Source organism: Rosettibacter sp. KY25, from assembly GCF_057554405.1.
This window is the reverse complement of sequence record NZ_BAAJAO010000001.1, coordinates 194,216-211,996: the sequence shown is the minus strand read 5'-3', so window position 1 is coordinate 211,996 and position 17,781 is coordinate 194,216. Positions and strand designations below refer to the sequence as shown.

At 31.8% G+C, this 17,781-nt stretch carries 11 protein-coding genes; all 11 read left to right on the top strand.

The features are described from left to right. Positions 1–25 precede the first annotated feature (25 nt). Positions 26–886, top strand: coding sequence for a T9SS type A sorting domain-containing protein (locus AC27L2_RS00975; RefSeq protein WP_487209781.1), 861 nt, complete (start codon positions 26–28; stop codon positions 884–886). Positions 887–981: 95 nt separating this feature from the next. After that, positions 982–2,259: a family 8 glycosyl hydrolase gene (locus AC27L2_RS00970; protein ID WP_487209780.1), complete on the top strand. Its 1,278-nt coding sequence runs from the start codon at positions 982–984 to the stop codon at positions 2,257–2,259. A 12-nt stretch (positions 2,260–2,271) separates the two neighbouring features. Further along, a complete protein-coding gene (locus AC27L2_RS00965) occupies positions 2,272–5,163 on the top strand; it encodes a glycosyl hydrolase 115 family protein (protein ID WP_487209779.1) in 2,892 nt (963 codons plus the stop codon). Between the two features lie 357 nt (positions 5,164–5,520). After that, positions 5,521–7,218, top strand: coding sequence for a glycoside hydrolase family 43 protein (locus tag AC27L2_RS00960; protein ID WP_487209778.1), 1,698 nt, complete (start codon positions 5,521–5,523; stop codon positions 7,216–7,218). 11 nt (positions 7,219–7,229) lie between these two features. Next, positions 7,230–10,460, top strand: a complete 3,231-nt coding sequence (locus AC27L2_RS00955) for an endo-1,4-beta-xylanase (protein WP_487209777.1) — start codon at positions 7,230–7,232, stop codon at positions 10,458–10,460. Positions 10,461–10,488: 28 nt separating this feature from the next. Further along, complete coding sequence (locus AC27L2_RS00950) at positions 10,489–11,157, top strand: cobalamin B12-binding domain-containing protein (protein WP_487209776.1); 669 nt, start codon at positions 10,489–10,491, stop codon at positions 11,155–11,157. Between the two features lie 219 nt (positions 11,158–11,376). Continuing rightward, positions 11,377–12,264: a homocysteine S-methyltransferase family protein gene (locus AC27L2_RS00945; RefSeq protein ID WP_487209775.1), complete on the top strand. Its 888-nt coding sequence runs from the start codon at positions 11,377–11,379 to the stop codon at positions 12,262–12,264. Then, positions 12,261–12,989 carry a vitamin B12 dependent-methionine synthase activation domain-containing protein gene (locus AC27L2_RS00940; protein WP_487209774.1) on the top strand — a complete coding sequence of 243 codons (729 nt, stop codon included), beginning with the start codon at positions 12,261–12,263 and terminating at the stop codon, positions 12,987–12,989. Before AC27L2_RS00945 ends, AC27L2_RS00940 begins: the two co-directional genes overlap by 4 nt. Positions 12,990–13,318: 329 nt before the next feature. Then, positions 13,319–14,347: a uroporphyrinogen decarboxylase family protein gene (locus AC27L2_RS00935; RefSeq protein WP_487209773.1), complete on the top strand. Its 1,029-nt coding sequence runs from the start codon at positions 13,319–13,321 to the stop codon at positions 14,345–14,347. Positions 14,348–14,473: 126 nt separating this feature from the next. Beyond that, on the top strand, positions 14,474–15,646 hold the full coding sequence (locus AC27L2_RS00930) for an SMP-30/gluconolactonase/LRE family protein (RefSeq protein ID WP_487209772.1): 1,173 nt from the start codon (positions 14,474–14,476) through the stop codon (positions 15,644–15,646). Further along, positions 15,643–17,754, top strand: a complete 2,112-nt coding sequence (locus AC27L2_RS00925; RefSeq protein ID WP_487209771.1) for a glycoside hydrolase family 65 protein — start codon at positions 15,643–15,645, stop codon at positions 17,752–17,754. Before AC27L2_RS00930 ends, AC27L2_RS00925 begins: the two co-directional genes overlap by 4 nt. Positions 17,755–17,781 lie beyond the last annotated feature (27 nt).

The window sequence follows — 17,781 nt, the reverse complement described above, 5'->3', positions numbered from 1 at the left end:
ACTTTATAAATTTTGCGGAGGGAAAATGACGAAAAGTAAAATCTACTTCAATGCATTCATTGTTTTACTTTTTGCTTTTAACAAATTTATTGCACAACCTATAAATCCTAATGGTAGTTTTGAAGAAGCTCCATATGGTCCAGCTGTAGGAACAGATATAACAGGCTGGAGTTTACTTTCTAATGGTGGAGGAAAAGCATATTTCGAAGTTGTCGATAGCCCAGTTTATGATGGAATAAAAGCATTAAAAATTATTATTGATACACTGGGTTCTAATCCATGGGATATTCAGGTTGTTAATGAACCATTTACAGTTAAGCCAAATACCAAATACAGATATTCAGTAATGGCTAAAGCAGAACAAACTGGACCGGTTGTTAATTTTACAGTAGGCGAACCAGTAACTTACAGAGAGTGGGGCAGAGCTCATCAAAAAGTATTAACAACAGAATGGCAGCAAATTACATTTGACTTTACAACTCCAGCTGGAGTAACAGAGGGAAGAGCCCCAATTCATTTAAGCGAGAGTATGAATAAAACATTTCTGCCAGTTACAATTTACATTGATGATTTGCGAATTACTGATTTAACAGTAGATGTTGAAAATGAAAACCTGAAACCTGTAGTTTATGAACTATATCAAAATTACCCGAATCCATTTAATCCAGTTACTACAATTGAGTTTTCATTGCCTGTAAGCGGAAAAATTCGTCTTGCTCTTTATGATGTTCTTGGAAGAGAGGTAAAAGAAATTGCATCTGGTATTTTTGATGCAGGAAAACATAAGGTAAAACTCGATGCCTCAAATTTAAGCTCAGGAGTTTATTATTATAAATTGGAAGCAAATGATTTTGTTAGCGTGAAGAAATTAATTCTTATGAAATAATTTTCTTATCCAGTTATGGGGAACTTGGTTTTAAATAAATGGTGCCTCCATTATCAAGTTCCCCATTTTTGTTTATTAATATCATTGAGGTAATAATGAAATTACGAATATTTATTTTTGTGTTGCTTTGCCTTTCATCAATACAAAGTAAAGTTTTTCCAAGTGAAATTTTTAATTCAGATAAACAGAAATCAGAAGGTGCTTTTTATACAAAAAATTATCCTAACTTATTTGCTGAACTGTTAGGGAAAAAGGAAGAGGAAATTAAGTTAAAAATTGATAATGCATTTCAAAAATTATTTTATGGGGATGATAATACAGAACGAGTCTATTATCCTGTTGGTTCAGATATGGCATATATTAAAGATATATGGAATGATGATGTCAGAACAGAAGGGATGTCATATGGAATGATGATTGCAGTTCAATTAGATAAAAAAGAAGAATTTGACAGACTCTGGAAATGGGCAAAAAAATTTATGCAGCATAAACATGGTCAGCGAGAAAATTATTTTGCATGGCATTGTAAAGATAATGGTGAAATACTTGATTCAAATTCAGCATCTGATGGAGAAGAGTGGTTTGTAACAGCATTACTTTTTGCTTCAGCAAGATGGGGAAATGGAGAAGGAATTTTTAATTATAAAGCTGAAGCACAAAAAATTCTAAATGCAATGCTCTCGAAAACTGATTCTTCTGACAAAAGAAATGTTGTTACAAATATGTTTAATAAAAAAGTAAAACAGGTAGTCTTTGTTCCCGCAGGCGAAGCTGATGATTTTACAGACCCATCTTATCATCTTCCACATTTTTATGAAATCTGGGCTTTGATGAGTGATACAAATAAGCAATTCTGGTGCGAGGCAGCAAAAGTAAGCAGAGAATTTTTCAAAAAAACTGTTCATCCCAAAACTGGCTTAGCCCCTGATTATGCTAATTTTGATGGAACTCCAGTTGATCCATGGCATGGCGGTCACAATAATTTTCAATACGATGCATGGCGAGTTGCAATGAATGTTGCTGTTGATTACATCTGGTTCAAAAAAGATCAATGGGCAGTTGAACAATCAAATCGGTTATTAAATTTTTTCTATTCAGTTGGAATTAAAGATTATCCTAATCTCTACACTTTGGATGGCAGACCACTTTCAAATGAAAGAAGTGCAGGATTAATTGCAATGAATGCTGTTGCTGCACTTGCTGCTTCTGATAAAATTCGAAAAGAATTTGTTGAAGAACTATGGAATCTTCCTGTTCCAAGTGGTCGCGGAAGATATTATGATGGAATGCTCTACATTCTCGCATTACTTCAAGTAAGTGGAAATTTCAAAATTTATTTGCCGGAAATGATTCATAAAAATTATTGTGAATAACAGAGAAGAATTATGAAAACTAAAATTTTTTTTGCGGCTATTTCATTTTTAATACTCAATGAATTTTTATTTTCACAAAGTGATAATTATGTATCAACAACAAAAGGCAAAGATTATTTTACACTTTGTGAAAATGGGAAATCTGCTCCTATAATTTACAGTTCAAATGATTTCCCAGGTGTAATTCGAGTTCTTCATCAAATTCAAAATGATATTCAAAATGTTACTGGTGCCAAACCAGAATTAATATGCGACAATATCATTAACAACAAAGAAATAATCATTGCAGGAACTATTGGTAAAAATCCTTTTCTTGATAAATTAATTGAAGAAAAAATTATTGATGTAAATGAATTAAAAGGGAAATGGGAAAAGTTTATCATTCAAGTAGCAGATGGGAAAATTTTTAATGCAGAAAAAATTTTAATAATTGCAGGAAGCGATAAAAGAGGCACAATTTATGGACTCTATGATTTAGCAGAAAAGCTTGGAGTATCACCATGGTATTGGTGGGCAGATGTTCCAATACAAAAAAAATCAAAAGTTTACATTAAGCCGGGATTATATACATTTGGAGAACCAAAAGTTAAATACAGAGGAATTTTTATTAATGATGAAGCTCCAGCTCTTACAGGTTGGGCTTACGAAAAATTTGGTGGGTTCAACAATAAATTTTATGAAAAAGTTTTTGAGTTAATTCTTCGATTGAAAGGAAATTTCCTCTGGCCTGCAATGTGGGGTAAATCATTTTTTGTTGATGATACTCTTAATCCAAAACTTGCAGATGAATATGGAATTGTAATCAGCACATCACATCATGAACCAATGATGCGTGCTCATGTTGAATGGTCAAAATTTGGAAAAGGTCCATGGAATTATGAAAAGAATGATTCAGTTTTAAGAGAATTTTGGCGCGAAGGTATTAAAAGAATGGGTTCGCATGAAAGTATTGTTACAATTGGAATGCGCGGCGATGGTGATGAACCAATGAGTGAAGAATCAAACATAGCTTTACTTGAAAGAATTGTAAAAGACCAAAGAAAAATTCTTGAAGAAGTAACAGGAAAAAAAGCAGAAGAAATTCCACAGGTTTGGGCTTTGTATAAAGAAGTTCAGGATTATTATGAAAAAGGAATGAAAGTTCCTGATGATGTAACTCTTCTTTTGTGTGATGACAACTGGGGAAATATTCGTAAACTCCCCTCATTAAATGAAAAACCACGCAAAGGAGGTTATGGAATTTATTATCATTATGATTATGTCGGTGGTCCAAGAAATTACAAATGGCTTAATACAAATCAAATCGAAAGAGTTTGGGAACAAATGCATTTAGCTTATGAATATGGTGCAAGACAAATCTGGGTTGTTAATGTAGGCGATATTAAACCAATGGAATTTCCAATTAGCTTTTTTCTAGATTATGCATGGAACCCAGAAAATATTCCACTTGAAAAACTACCTGCATATTCACAAGAATGGGCAGAAAAACAATTTGGCAAAAAGTATTCAAAAGAGATTGCAGAAATTCTTGATAAGTATACAAAATATAATTCGAGAAGAAAACCAGAATTATTATCACCAGAAACTTACAGTCTTGTGAATTATAGAGAATTCGAAAAAGTTGTAAATGATTACAACGAGTTATTGCTAAAAGCAAAAAATATTTATCAAAAACTTCCTGCAATTTATAAAGATGCTTATTATCAACTTGTGCTTCATCCTGTAGAAGCATGTTCAAATCTGAATGAACTTTATTATGTGGTTGCAAAGAATAGATTGTATGCTAAACAGGGAAGAGCTTTAACAAATAGTTTTGCAGATTATGCTGAAAGACTTTTCGAAAAAGATTCTTTGATTACGATTAAATATCATAAACTGAAAAATGGCAAGTGGAATCACATGATGTCCCAAACTCATATTGGATATACTTACTGGCAGCAGCCCGATAAAAATTCAATGCCGGAGGTCAAAAGAATTAACTTGTTAGAAATCGCAGATATGGGAGTTGCAATTGAAGGTTCAGAAAATTGGTATCCTTCAATTAATGAAGAAGCAAACCTGCCCGAGTTTGATGTTTTTAATAAACAATCTTATTATCTGGAAATATTTAACAGAGGCAAACAACCTTTTAAATATTCTATTAAAACAAATGATAAGTATTTGAAAATAGATAAACCAAATGGTCAAATCACAACTGAAAGAAGAATTTGGATTTCTGTTGACTGGAACAAAGCACCAATAGGAAAAAGCAAATCAAAAATTTTTGTTGAGGGGACAGGAAAAAAAGTTACAATAAATGTTCTGATTAATAATCCATCAGAACCTAAAGTTGAAAATGAACATCTTTTTGTAGAAAGCAATGGTTATATTTCAATTGAAGCAGAACATTTTTCTAAAGCAGTCAATTCAAATAATGTGAATTGGGTTGTCATTCCAAATTTAGGAAGAACATCTTCTGCTGTTACAATCTTTCCAGTTACTTCTCCTTCACAAAAATTGAGTAAAAATAGTCCACACTTAGAATATAATGTTTATCTTTTTTCAAGTGGTGAATTGAAAGTGAATTTATATTTTTCTCCAACAATGAATTTTACTCATAATCGTGAAGGCATTCGATATGCAGTATCATTCGATGATGATGAACCTCAAATTTTTAACATGACTTCAAACCCAAATCCCCCTGATTTGAATAGAGACCCTGTCTGGAATAAATGGGTTGCAGATAATATTAACATACAAACTTCAGTTCACAATATTAAAAATCCAGGAAAACATGTATTAAAATTCTGGATGATAGACCCAGGAATTGTTTTGCAAAAAATTGTAATTGATGCTGGTGGAGTTAAGCAGAGTTACTTAGGTCCACCAGAAAGTTTTAATGCAAAATTAATTAATGCAAATTAAGCAGTGAAGATAAATTAGATTTTTTGGTCGTCAACCAATTGGAGGACTCCATTAGAATTACAGAAAAAACTTCATGTCGTTCTGAGCGAAGCGAAGAAACAAAAAAACAATAATAAAAAACTTCGAGTCATTATGAATACGCCAGAGGCAGACGAAGAATTTCAAAAAATAATAGGGTGGTAATTATTTTCTTTACAGTTTCTCAGGCGAACTTCTCGAATCGGTGAAGAAAATCAATGATATTAAAAAGATATTCAATTATCATGAAAATTTTTTGAGTGGTTTTTAGAATAAAATTCAGAGTTTGATGAATAATCTTAAATGTGTTTTAATATAAGATTAATTATGGATTTACCTATGAAAAAATTTTTTTTATCAGTCTATGTTTTCACAATTTTTAACTTTTTACTGTTTGCTCAAGAAAAATTACAATTTGCAAATCCAATACTTGCCGGGTTTTATCCAGACCCGAGCATTTGCAGAGTAGGCGATGATTATTATCTTGTTAACTCAACATTTGCTTATTTCCCAAGTATTCCTGTCTTTCAAAGTAAAGATTTAGTTAATTGGAAATTAATTGGTCATGTTCTTGATAGACCTGAACAGGCAAATTTAAATGGGCTTGGGGTTTCAAGAGGAATTTTTGCACCTGCCATTCGATATCATGATGGAATTTTTTATGTAACATGTACACTTGTAGATGCAGGAGGAAATTTTGTAGTAACTGCAAAAGACCCAAAAGGTCCATGGTCAAATCCAGTGTGGATTCCAGAAATTAATGGAATTGACCCTTCGTTGTTTTTTGATGATGATGGCAAAGCATATATCATTTACAATAGCGTTGCCCCGGATAATAAACCTTTGTATGATGGGCACAGAACAATTAGAATTTATGAGTTCGATATAAAAAATCTTAAAGTTATTGGCGAAGAAAGAATTCTTATAAACGGCGGAACAGATATTTCAAAAAAGCCAATCTGGATTGAAGGTCCTCACATTTTTAAAAAAGATGGTTTTTATTATTTAATTTGTGCTGAAGGTGGTACAGCAGAGCAACATTCGGAAGTTGTGTTTAGAAGCAAAAATGTTTTTGGTCCTTATGAATCTTATAAAAACAATCCAATACTTACTCAAAGGCATTTGAATCCTGAAAGAAATTTTCCAATAACTTCAACTGGACATGCAGATTTTGTTGAAACACAAACTGGTGAGTGGTGGGCTGTATTTTTAGGATGCCGTCCATACAAACCTTATTCAGAAAATTTTTATAATACAGGAAGAGAAACATTTTTAGCTCCAGTAAAATGGATAGACGGCTGGCCCATTATTAATCCTGACTATGAAGAAGTGCAGTATTTTTATCCATATCCTCTAAAGCCAAATCCAAAATTTGCTGTAAGAAAATATGGTGGAAATTTTAAAATTCATGATGATTTTAATTCATCAGAATTATCAAAAGACTGGATTTTTTTAAGAACACCATTAGAAAAATGGTATCAATTGGAAAAAGGGAAATTGAGAATAAAACTTAAACCTGAAACCTGTGTAGGAAAATCAAATCCAGCTTTTATTGGTCACAGGCAGCAGCATCAAAATTGTTCTGCATTAATTAATATGAACTTCATTCCTAAATCGGAATTTGAAAAATCTGGTATTATAATTTTCCAAAATGAAAATCATTTTTACTTTTTATGCAAGTCAATTAAAAATGGTTTGCCTGTAGTTCAGCTCTTTAAATCAACGAATTCAGAAGATATGGAATTGTTAGAAGAAAAATTTTTAAGTCAAAAAGAGATGAATAAAAATCTCATACTAAAAATAAAAGCAGAAGGGAAAGATTATTCTTTTTATTATGGGTTTAATAAAAATAATCTCAAGCTTTTAAGAGAGAATGTTGATGGAACATTTTTAAGTACAAGAGTTGCAGGTGGTTTTGTAGGAGCTGTATTTGGACTTTATGCAACTTCACTTGGAAATACAAGTAATTCAAATGCATACTTTGATTGGTTTGATTACACTGGCAATGATGAAATTTATAACTTAACCAAGAAATAATGGAGTTAAAAATGAAACAGAAAAAATTTTTAAGCTCGCTTTTTCTTTTAATAATTTTTATGAATATAAACTTAATTGCGCAGCCGCTGGCATTTGGTAAAGAAAAATTTTTAGGAAATGTTTTTGGATTTTCAGGAGTTCCACTAAAATTTGATGATTACTGGAATCAAATTACTCCCGAGAACAGTACTAAATGGGGCTCGGTTGAATCTGCTCGTGATTACTATAACTGGGGTCGTGTTGATGAAATTTATAATTATGCTAAACAAAGAGGTTATCCTTTCAAATTTCATACGTTGGTTTGGGGACAGCAGTATCCCAACTGGATTACATCTTTAAGTCTCGAAGAACAACGTGAAGAAGTTGAAGAATGGATTCGTCTTGTAGGAGAAAGATATCCGGATATTGATATGGTTGATGTTGTAAATGAACCATTGCCAAATCACGCACCAGCACCATACAAAGATGCACTGGGCGGTGCAGGTAAAACCGGCTGGGATTGGGTCATTCAAGCTTTTGAATGGGCAAGAAAATATATTCCAAAAGCAAAATTAATTCTTAATGATTACAACATAATAAATGACAGTTACAACACAAATCAATTGCTCAACATTGTTAATCTTCTGAAACAAAGAAATTTAATTGATGGAATTGGCATTCAAGGTCATCGATTCGAATTAGAAAGTGCTTCAATCAATACATTGAAAAGTAATCTCGATAAATTAGCTGCAACTGGATTGCCAATTTATATTTCTGAATTTGACCTTGGAAATCTTGGTGATTCTGGAAATCCTGATGATGCTAAACAACTTGAACTTTATCAAAAAATTTTTCCAATACTTTGGGAACACCCTGGCATAAAAGGAATTACATTTTGGGGATATATTGAAGGACAAATCTGGCAAAAGACATGCTTTCTTATAAAATCAGATGGAACTGAAAGACCAGCAATAAAATGGCTGCGACAATATCTTACTTCTAAAAATAGTTTTAGAAGTGTAGACAATGGAAATTGGGAAGATTTGAACACATGGGAAGAATATGATGGAACAACATGGATAAAGCCTGCAACAAAATCTCCAGATGCTTCTGGAGATTTAATTATCATTCAAAATGGTCATACTGTAACATTAAACAGCAAAGATACTGTTGACCAGATGTCAATTGCTCAAGGTGGAAAACTAATAATTGCAAAAGGATCAGAATTAAAAATTAATGATGGAAATGGAGTTGATTTATCAGTTGGTGGCATAATTGAAAATTATGGAACAATTAAACAGGATTCCACTGCAACAATAAGTTTTCAGGATGGAAGTAAATATTATCATAAACAAGATGGAGGCGAAATTCCAATTTCACTTTGGGCTTCTGGTTCAACAATTGAATTTGATAGTATAAAAACTATATCTCCCAAAAATGCTAATCAAAATTTTTATCATTTTGTGTGGAATTGTCCTGACCAATCATTACCAATCTTTTTAAAATGGGATGGAAATACAATAGGGGGGAATGTTAATATATTAAATACAGGCACAAGCAAGTTACTGCTATGCGACCCTTTATTTTATAGTAAAATTAAAGTAACAATAATGGGAGATATAAATCTAAGCGGTGGAGAATTAGCAGCACAAATTCCAATAATGAATACGTCGAATGTTATAATTGAATTGAATGGTAATCTTAATGTTACAGGTGGAAAATTTTTTATAAATCCGGATGTGATAGAAGTTATAGTTACAAATTCATTTGATAATCAAGGAATGCCTGTTCAATCAACAGATTATTTTGGAACAATCTGGAAAATTAATCAGGGCAATGTTTCAATAAAAAACGCAATTGTAGGAAATTATGATAGAGGGAAAATTGAATTTGCAAGACAAAATGGAATTCAATCATTAACTCTTGAAAATGTTCAATTTGATAAAGGCGGATTGCCTGTAGAAGTAGATAGTAGTGTTACCTTAAATATTGGAACAAGTGAATTAAAAGGAGAAGGCAGCTTCTTATTGAATAAAGGAGCTGTGCTTCAAACAGCTCATAGTTCAGGTTTGGATGGTTCAATTAATATAAGTGGCGAAAAAATTTTGAGCACCGAAGCAGGTTATATTTTTAATGGAACAAATGCTCAGGTAACAGGAACTTCAATTCCAGATTCTGTAAGTTCATTAATTATTGATAATAATCTTGGATTGACATTATCAAAGACAGTCAAAGTAAATAATCTGCTTGAAATAAAAAAAGGGCAATTGCTTCTTGGAGGAAATAAATTAATTTATGGTAAGGAGGCAACTTTAAAATACAGCGGAAGTGTGGCACAAATTACAAGAGATGAAGAATTTCCGGAAATCAATGGTCCAAAAAATATTTTGATTACAAATTTAAATGCTGGAGTTACATTACATGCATCAAGAAAAATTGAAGGCAGATTAGAAATGCAAGGCAAATTAAAGCTGGGAGATAACAATCTCGAAGTAGCAGAAGCAACAAGTGGGGGAACATCGAGGTATGTAATAACTGATGGCATCGGCGAACTTAGAATATCAGTTGGAAATTCAGAAGTTTTGTTCCCAGTTGGAACTCCAACTTCGTATGCTCCTGTATGGATTGAAAATAAAGGGACAAAAGATTTAATTGGGGTTAATGTAAAAGATGATAAAATACCAGCTGCTGCAGGCGGAAGAGTTTTAGCTAAATGGTTTATAAACGAAGCTGTGCCTGGAGGAGGAAATTATGCACTTAAATTCGGTTGGCTTATTACTCTTGAAGATTCTCAATTTAGACAAGATAGAAATGCAAATGCATATATTTTTAATCTTCAAGATACAACCGAAGCTGGCAGCGGATTTTATGAACGAGAACTTTCAAGACAACCTTACACTATTAAAAGAGGCGGCATTGATAAATTAGGAATTTTTGCAGTAGGAAAATTTAAAACCATAACTGATATTTCTGAAGATGATATTGTTCAAAATAATTTATATTTGAGTCAGAATTATCCCAATCCATTTAATCCAGTTACAACAATCAAATTTACAATTCCAAATTCTTTTAATAATCATAAAACAACATTGAAAATTTTTGATATACTTGGAAACGAAATTGAAACATTAATTGATGAAGTTAAATCACCAGGAACTTATGAAGTCAAATTTGATGCATCAAAATATTCAAGCGGAATATATTTCTATAAACTTCAATGCGACAATTTTGTGCAGGTCAAAAAGATGACATTAATAAAATAAATTTCATAAAATAAAATGGTTAATTGATATGGAAGAATTAATTAATCGAATTACACTTTGCATTGAAAGAGGAAAAGTTAATTTAGCTTCTCCATATCCTCCAGATTTAAAAGGACAGGAAGGAGCAGATGAATTAACAATCAAAGCTCTTGAAGCAGGGTTGCAGCCCAATGATATTCTTAATGCATGCAACGAAGGCATGAAGAGAATTGGTGATAAATTTAGTCGTAACGAAGTTTTTGTACCTGAATTATTGATGGCTGCAAAAGCAATGCAGGCTGTTATGAATCATCTCAAACCTTATTTTCAAAAAGGCATTGTTGAAAAGAAAGGAAAATTTATTATTGGAACTGTTGCAGGTGATTTGCATGATATCGGAAAAAATCTTGTCAGCATGGTTGTCGAAGGAAATGGTTATGATGTGATTGATTTAGGTGTTGATGTTAAATCAACAAAATTTCTTGATGCAATAAAACAAAATCCTGGTTCTGCAGTTGGGTTGAGTGCTTTACTTACTACAACAATGCAAAATATGGCTGTTACTGTTAAAGAAATTAAACAACATTTTCCTGATGTTAAAGTAATTGTAGGCGGTGCACCATTGACAGAAGAAGCAGCAGAAAAAATGGGGGCAGATGCTTATGGCCCTAATCCTCAAAGTGCTGTAGACTTTCTGGAAAGATTAAAAATAAATTGATGAAAAAGCAGATTAAATAATAAGTCATATTCTTGTTAATAGCTCTTGCTCTTTACAAAAAATTGTTTCGACTGCATTTGGCAGACTTCATAAGTAAGAAAAATAACATAATTATACTGAACTATGTGAAGAATCTTAATTCGTGTTCTTAGTTTTTGTTTTAAAACTGTAAGAAAGAAAAGATAGAATAACACAAGATGATAAAAAAGGAAATAGTTTATGAAATCATTAATTGATGTTGTATCAAAAGGGAAAATTTTAATTTCTGATGGAGCTTGGGGAACATTTCTTCAGAGCAAGGGACTTCAACCAGGTGAATGTCCAGAGCTCTGGAATGTAACTCATGAGGAAGATGTATTTGCAATTGCTAAAAGTTACATTGATGCTGGTGCAGATATGATTTTAACAAACAGCTTTGGAGGAAGCCCAACTAAATTAAAACATTATGGATTGGAAAACAGAGCAGCAGAATTAAATTTTAAAGCTGCTCAAATTTCAAGAAGAGCAGCAGGCGATAATCATTTTGTTCTTGGGTCAATGGGTCCAACTGGAGTTTTATTGATGATGGGAGAAGTTTCTGAATCAGAACTTTATGAGGGCTTTGCAATTCAATCAAAAGCATTGAAAGAAGGCGGAGTTGATGCAATTCTTATTGAAACTATGTCCGACCTTGATGAAGCAAGAATTGCAGTCAAAGCTGCAAAAGAATCTACCAATCTTGATGTAATCTGCACATTTACTTTTGAAAAAACTTTAACTGGCGATTATAAAACAATGATGGGTGTAACTCCTTCTTTGATGGCATCAGTTATCAAAGAAGCTGGTGCAGATATTATTGGGACAAATTGTGGCAACGGATTCGACCAAATGATAGAAATAGTAAAAGAAATTAGAAACGTTGATTCTTCAATCCCAATACTTGTTCATGCAAATGCAGGCAAACCAATTTATAAAGATGGAATTACAATTTTTCCTGAATCTCCAGAATATATGGCATCTAAAGTACAGCTTTTAATTGAAAGTGGTGCAAATATTATTGGCGGATGCTGTGGAACTACTCCTGCACATATTTCAGCAATTGCTAATGTTATCAGGAATCTTGAATGATTATTGAAAGAGAAATAGACAATAATACTTTCGAACTTTTGATAAATCCAGAATTAATTACTATTAAGAAAAATCAAATTGTTGATATTCTTGGTTACAATAATTTGCCAGAACATTTTGACAAATTTCTCGATGAAATTATTTATGAATCGAAAAAGAAATTACAAATAAGAGCAGGATATAAAATTCTTGATTATGAATCTTCAGAAAGTAAAGATGGAATAATCATCTCAAATATTTTTTTTAAAACTGAAAAAATTGTTAAATCACAATTAAACAAGATTGAAAAAGTTGCAATATTTGTTTCAACTATCGGAAGGGAAATAGAAAATTGGATTAAAGAATTAAATGAAAAGGGGGAAATTCTTTTAAGCTATCTGGCTGATATTACTGCATCAGAAGAAGTTGAAAACGTAACTGATATTTTGCATGACTACCTGAAAGAAAAAATGAAAACACTGGGGCTGAAAGTTACTAATCGATATAGTCCTGGTTATTGTAATTGGTCTGTTTCTGAACAGCATAAACTTTTTTCCCTTTTGCCCAAAAATTTTTGTGAAATAAAATTAACAGATTCTGCTTTGATGATTCCAATGAAATCAATAAGCGGAATAATTGGCATTGGTAAAAATGCACAATGGAAAGAATACTTATGCGATAAATGCGGAGTCAAAGATTGCACTTATAGAATTAAAATGAAATTCAAGAAAAAATTAATGACTTAAAATATATACTTACTTTTATTGTAATAAAGAATCTCTTTGAAATTGTAATTGTGGAATTTAGATTCTTCCTCTCGCTTTGCGGACTCAGAATAACAGGAAGAACAATTGAGTCATTTTGATCAAAGCGAAGAATCTCTTTTTGAAATAAAAAATTTCTTTGAAATAAAGAATTGGTTTTTGGATTCCTTACATTGATTTGATATGAATTTTTAATTATAACAGTTTTCTTTATTGGCTTGGGAATAAAATTCAATTATATGTTTGTTGTATATTAGTTGATGATATAAATGATTAATAAAAAATAGATATAAGAAATTAGGAGAAAAAAAATGACAGACCAACAATGGGAAATATTAAAAAGAGTAATTAATGGAGAAATTATTAGGCCCTTGCCTATGGCATTTATTATTGATAGTCCATGGTTGCCCAATTGGTATGGAATTAAAATTATTGAATACTTTTCGAGTGAAGAACTCTGGTTCAAAGCAAATTTAAAAGCCATTAACAATTTTCCTGATGTAATGTTTTTGCCAGGATTCTGGTCTGAATTCGGAATGTGCACAGAGCCTTCTGCATTTGGTGTTAAATGCACTTTTCCGCCTGATGAGTTTCCTTTCGCACACAAAATAATTCGTTCAGCAGATGATATTGATTTAATCGAAAAGCCTAATCCAGCTACAGATGGTTTATTGCCATTTATGTTAAACAGATTAAAAATTATGCAGCCAAGAATTGAAGATGCAGGACACAAAATTCGTTTTGCTGTTGCTCGTGGTCCTCTAAATATTGCAAGTTATTTAATGGGCTCAACCGAATTTCTTACAACAATGATGATGCAGCCTGATAAAGCTCATCTTCTTTTAAGAAAAATTACTGATTATTTGAAAGACTGGCTTCATCTTCAAATGGAAACTTTTCCAACTATAGATGGAATCTTTTTGCTTGATGATATAATTGGTTTCATGGGTGAAAATGAATTTAGAGAATTTGGACTTCCTTATTTCAAAGAATTATTCAATGAAGATGTGTCTGTTAAATTCTTGCATAATGATGCGCCGTGTAAAGTATCGGCTCCATTTCTTCCTGAAATGGGAATTAATCTTTTTAATATGGGCTTCGATGTTACATTGAATGAATTGAAAGAACTTACTCAAAATAAAATTACACTTGTTGGAAATATTCCTCCAAGAGATGTACTTGCCAATGGAACTCAAGATGATGTTAAGAAAGCTACTGAGGATTTAATTAATTCGCTTAATGATTATTCAAGAGTAATAATATCTTGTGGTGGAGGAATGCCTCCAGGTGTTTCAACAGATAATATTCTTACATTTATAGAGACAGTAAAAAATTATTGAACCGTTTGAAAATCAAAAATTTTTTCAAACGAAAGCAGATAAGTTCTAAAATAATTTTTTATGATTAACAGTAATGGAATCGTTATATGAATTCAATTATAATTTTTAACAAATAATGAAGGCATTATGAAAATGAAATCATTACAATTTTTTTTGAGTTTGTTGTTAATAATTCAATCTCATAAAATTTTTAGTCAAACAATTAATTCCAAAGGAATTATAGTTGAAAAAATTGCAGATGGATTTCAATTTGTAGAAGGACCTGTCTGGAAAGATGATGCATTATTATTCAGTGACATTCCGGCAAATACAGTTTATCGTTGGAAACCTGATTCGGGTGTTTCGATATTCTTAAAACCATCAGGAAATTCAAATGGACTTGCACTGGATAAAAATGGAAATTTGCTGCTGGCTCAGCATGGATTGCGTCAGATTGCAAGATTAGAAAAAAATGGAACACTAACTTCTCTTGCAACGCATTTTGAAGGGAAGAGATTAAATAGTCCTAATGATATTGCTGTAAAATCTGATGGTTCAATTTTCTTTACTGATCCGCCTTATGGAATTAATTCAAATCAGGAAGAACTTCACTTTTATGGAATTTATAGAATTAGTCCTTCCGGCAATTTACAATTACTTGATAAAACTTTGTTCAGACCCAATGGAATTGCATTTTCACCAGATGAAAAAAAATTATATGTGAGCGATTCAGAAGCTCGTGTAATTTACGTATGGGATGTGGTGAATGATTCTGTTATTGCTAACAAAAAAAGATTTGCATTTATACCTCCTCAAGGTTATGCAGATGGAATGAAAGTAGATAAATTTGGATTCATCTTCGAAGCAGGACCAATTGGAATTTGGGTTTTTAATCCAAATGGAAGTGTTGTCGATACAATCCCAATTCCGGGACAAACAACTAATTGCTGTTTTGGTGAAGATGGTAAAACTTTGTTTGTAACTTCAGGAACTGCAGTCTACAGAGTAAAAAATATTTATACAGACATTAAAGAAAAAAACTTTGATGAAAAGAAATCTTTTCAGCTTAATTACAACTATCCAAATCCATTTAATTCCGAAACGATTATTTCTTATTCCATTAATGAACCAGCACATGTGAAATTGATTTTGTATGATGAACTTGGGCGAGAAATAGATACTCTAATTAATGAATATCAAACTGCCAACACTTATCAAATTTCTTTGAATGCAGAAAATTTATCGAGCGGGATTTACTTTTATCAAATATCTGCAGGGAATAAATTCTCTGAAACTAAAAAGATGGTATTGATTAGATGAAATTGAACAAATTCATATTCATAATTTTGATTTTGTTTTCTGAAGTTGTTTCAGGACAAAATAAGATTGATAGATATGCCGTTGTCCATCGGCATATTCCAGTAATTACAAAAGCTGATTCACTTTCTCCATATACTGTAGGCAATGGTAAATTCGCTTTTACAACAGACTTTACGGGCTTGCAATCTTTTCCTGAATTTTATGAAAATGGAATTCCATTATGCACAATGAGTGAATGGGGATGGCATTCAATCCCAAATGAAAATTATAAACTGGAAGATACTTTTGAATATTATGATTATTATGGAAGAAAAATTCCTTTTGCATCTAATCAGAATTCTAAAGCAGGTGAATGGTTAAGAGCTAATCCGCATCGATTAAATTTAGCAAGAATTGGTTTGAAAATTTTTAATCCGGATTTTTCCGAAGTTAAAATCTCTCAGATAAAAAATATTCATCAGGAAGAAGATATTTGGGAAGGAATTATTAAAAGTTCATTCGAAGTAAACAATAAAAAATTTTTTATAGAAACTATTTCTCATCCTCAATTAGATTTAATTGCTGTAAGAATAAAATCTGATTTTCTTAAAGAAAACAAAACATCAATTGAATTTGCTTTCCCTTATGGTTCAACTAAGTGGGGAAAAAATGCATCTGACTGGGAAAGCGAAGAAAAACATAATTCTGAAATAATCGTGAGTGATTCAAAAAGTGCATTAATTAAAAGAACCTTAGATTCAACAATTTATTATGTCTTAATAAAATGGAATAATGCTCAATTAGTACGAAAATCTAAACATAATTTTTTATTGAATATTAATTCCAAAGATGCATTTGAGTTTACAGTTCTCTTTTCTCAAAAAATTAATAATGAAAAATTGCCGGATGTTTTTGAAACAATAAATGCTTCAAAAAAATATTGGAGAAATTTCTGGGAAACTGGAGGCGCAATTGATTTTTCTGAGTGCACCGATTCACGTTCTTTTGAATTGGAAAGGAGAATAATTTTATCAAGATATTTAACTGCAATTCAATGTGGGGGAATTTATCCTCCTCAAGAAACTGGATTAACATTCAATAGCTGGTATGGAAAATTTCATCTTGAAATGGCGTGGTGGCATTTAGTTCATTTTGTATTGTGGGGCAAACCCGAATTCCTCGAAAGTAAATTAGAATGGTATCAAAAAATTTTACCTCTTGCTCAAAAGACAGCACAACTTCAAGGATTTAATGGCGTTCGCTGGCACAAAATGGTTTCAATTGATGGAAGGGAAAGTCCATCTAAAGTTGGTGTATTTTTAATTTGGCAACAGCCTCATATAATTTATTTTGCAGAACTTTTATACAAGTATTATAAAAACGATTCAATACTTCATAAGTATAAAAATCTTGTTTTTGAAACTGCTGAATTTCTTTCTTCTTTTGCCCATTGGGATGAAAAAAATAATAGATATGTTTTAGGACCTCCATTAATTCCTGCACAGGAAATTTATAAACCAAATGAAAGCATTAATCCAGCTTTTGAATTATCATATTGGTTATTTGGATTAAAAACTGCTCAAATGTGGAGGGAAAGATTAGGATTAAAACAAAATGAAAAATGGCAGCATGTGATAGAACATTTATCAAAACTGCCAGTCAAAGATGGATTATATCAAAATGCAGAAAATGCTATGAATACTTTTGAAGATAAATTTAATAGAAATGACCATCCAACTTTATTAGCTTCGTATGGGATGTTGCCAAATGAAAATGTTGACAAAGAAATTATGCGTAACACACTCAAAAAAGTTCTGGAAACTTGGAATTGGAATGAAACATGGGGCTGGGATTATCCAATGATTGCAATGACAGCAGCAAGAATTGGTGAACCAGAATTGGCTGTTGATGCCTTGATGATGAATGTTCAAAAAAATTCTTATCTGGTCAACGGTCATAATTATCAAGATGAAAGACTTCCAATTTATCTTCCAGGCAATGGAGGATTGCTGACAGCAATTGCAATGATGGCTGCGGGTTGGGAAGGAGCACCAAAAATTTTTGCCCCAGGTTTTCCAAAAAATGGCAAATGGAAAATTAAAGTTGAAGGTATTGTGTCCTTGTTATGATGAAAGCAAAAACTATTAAATGAAAGT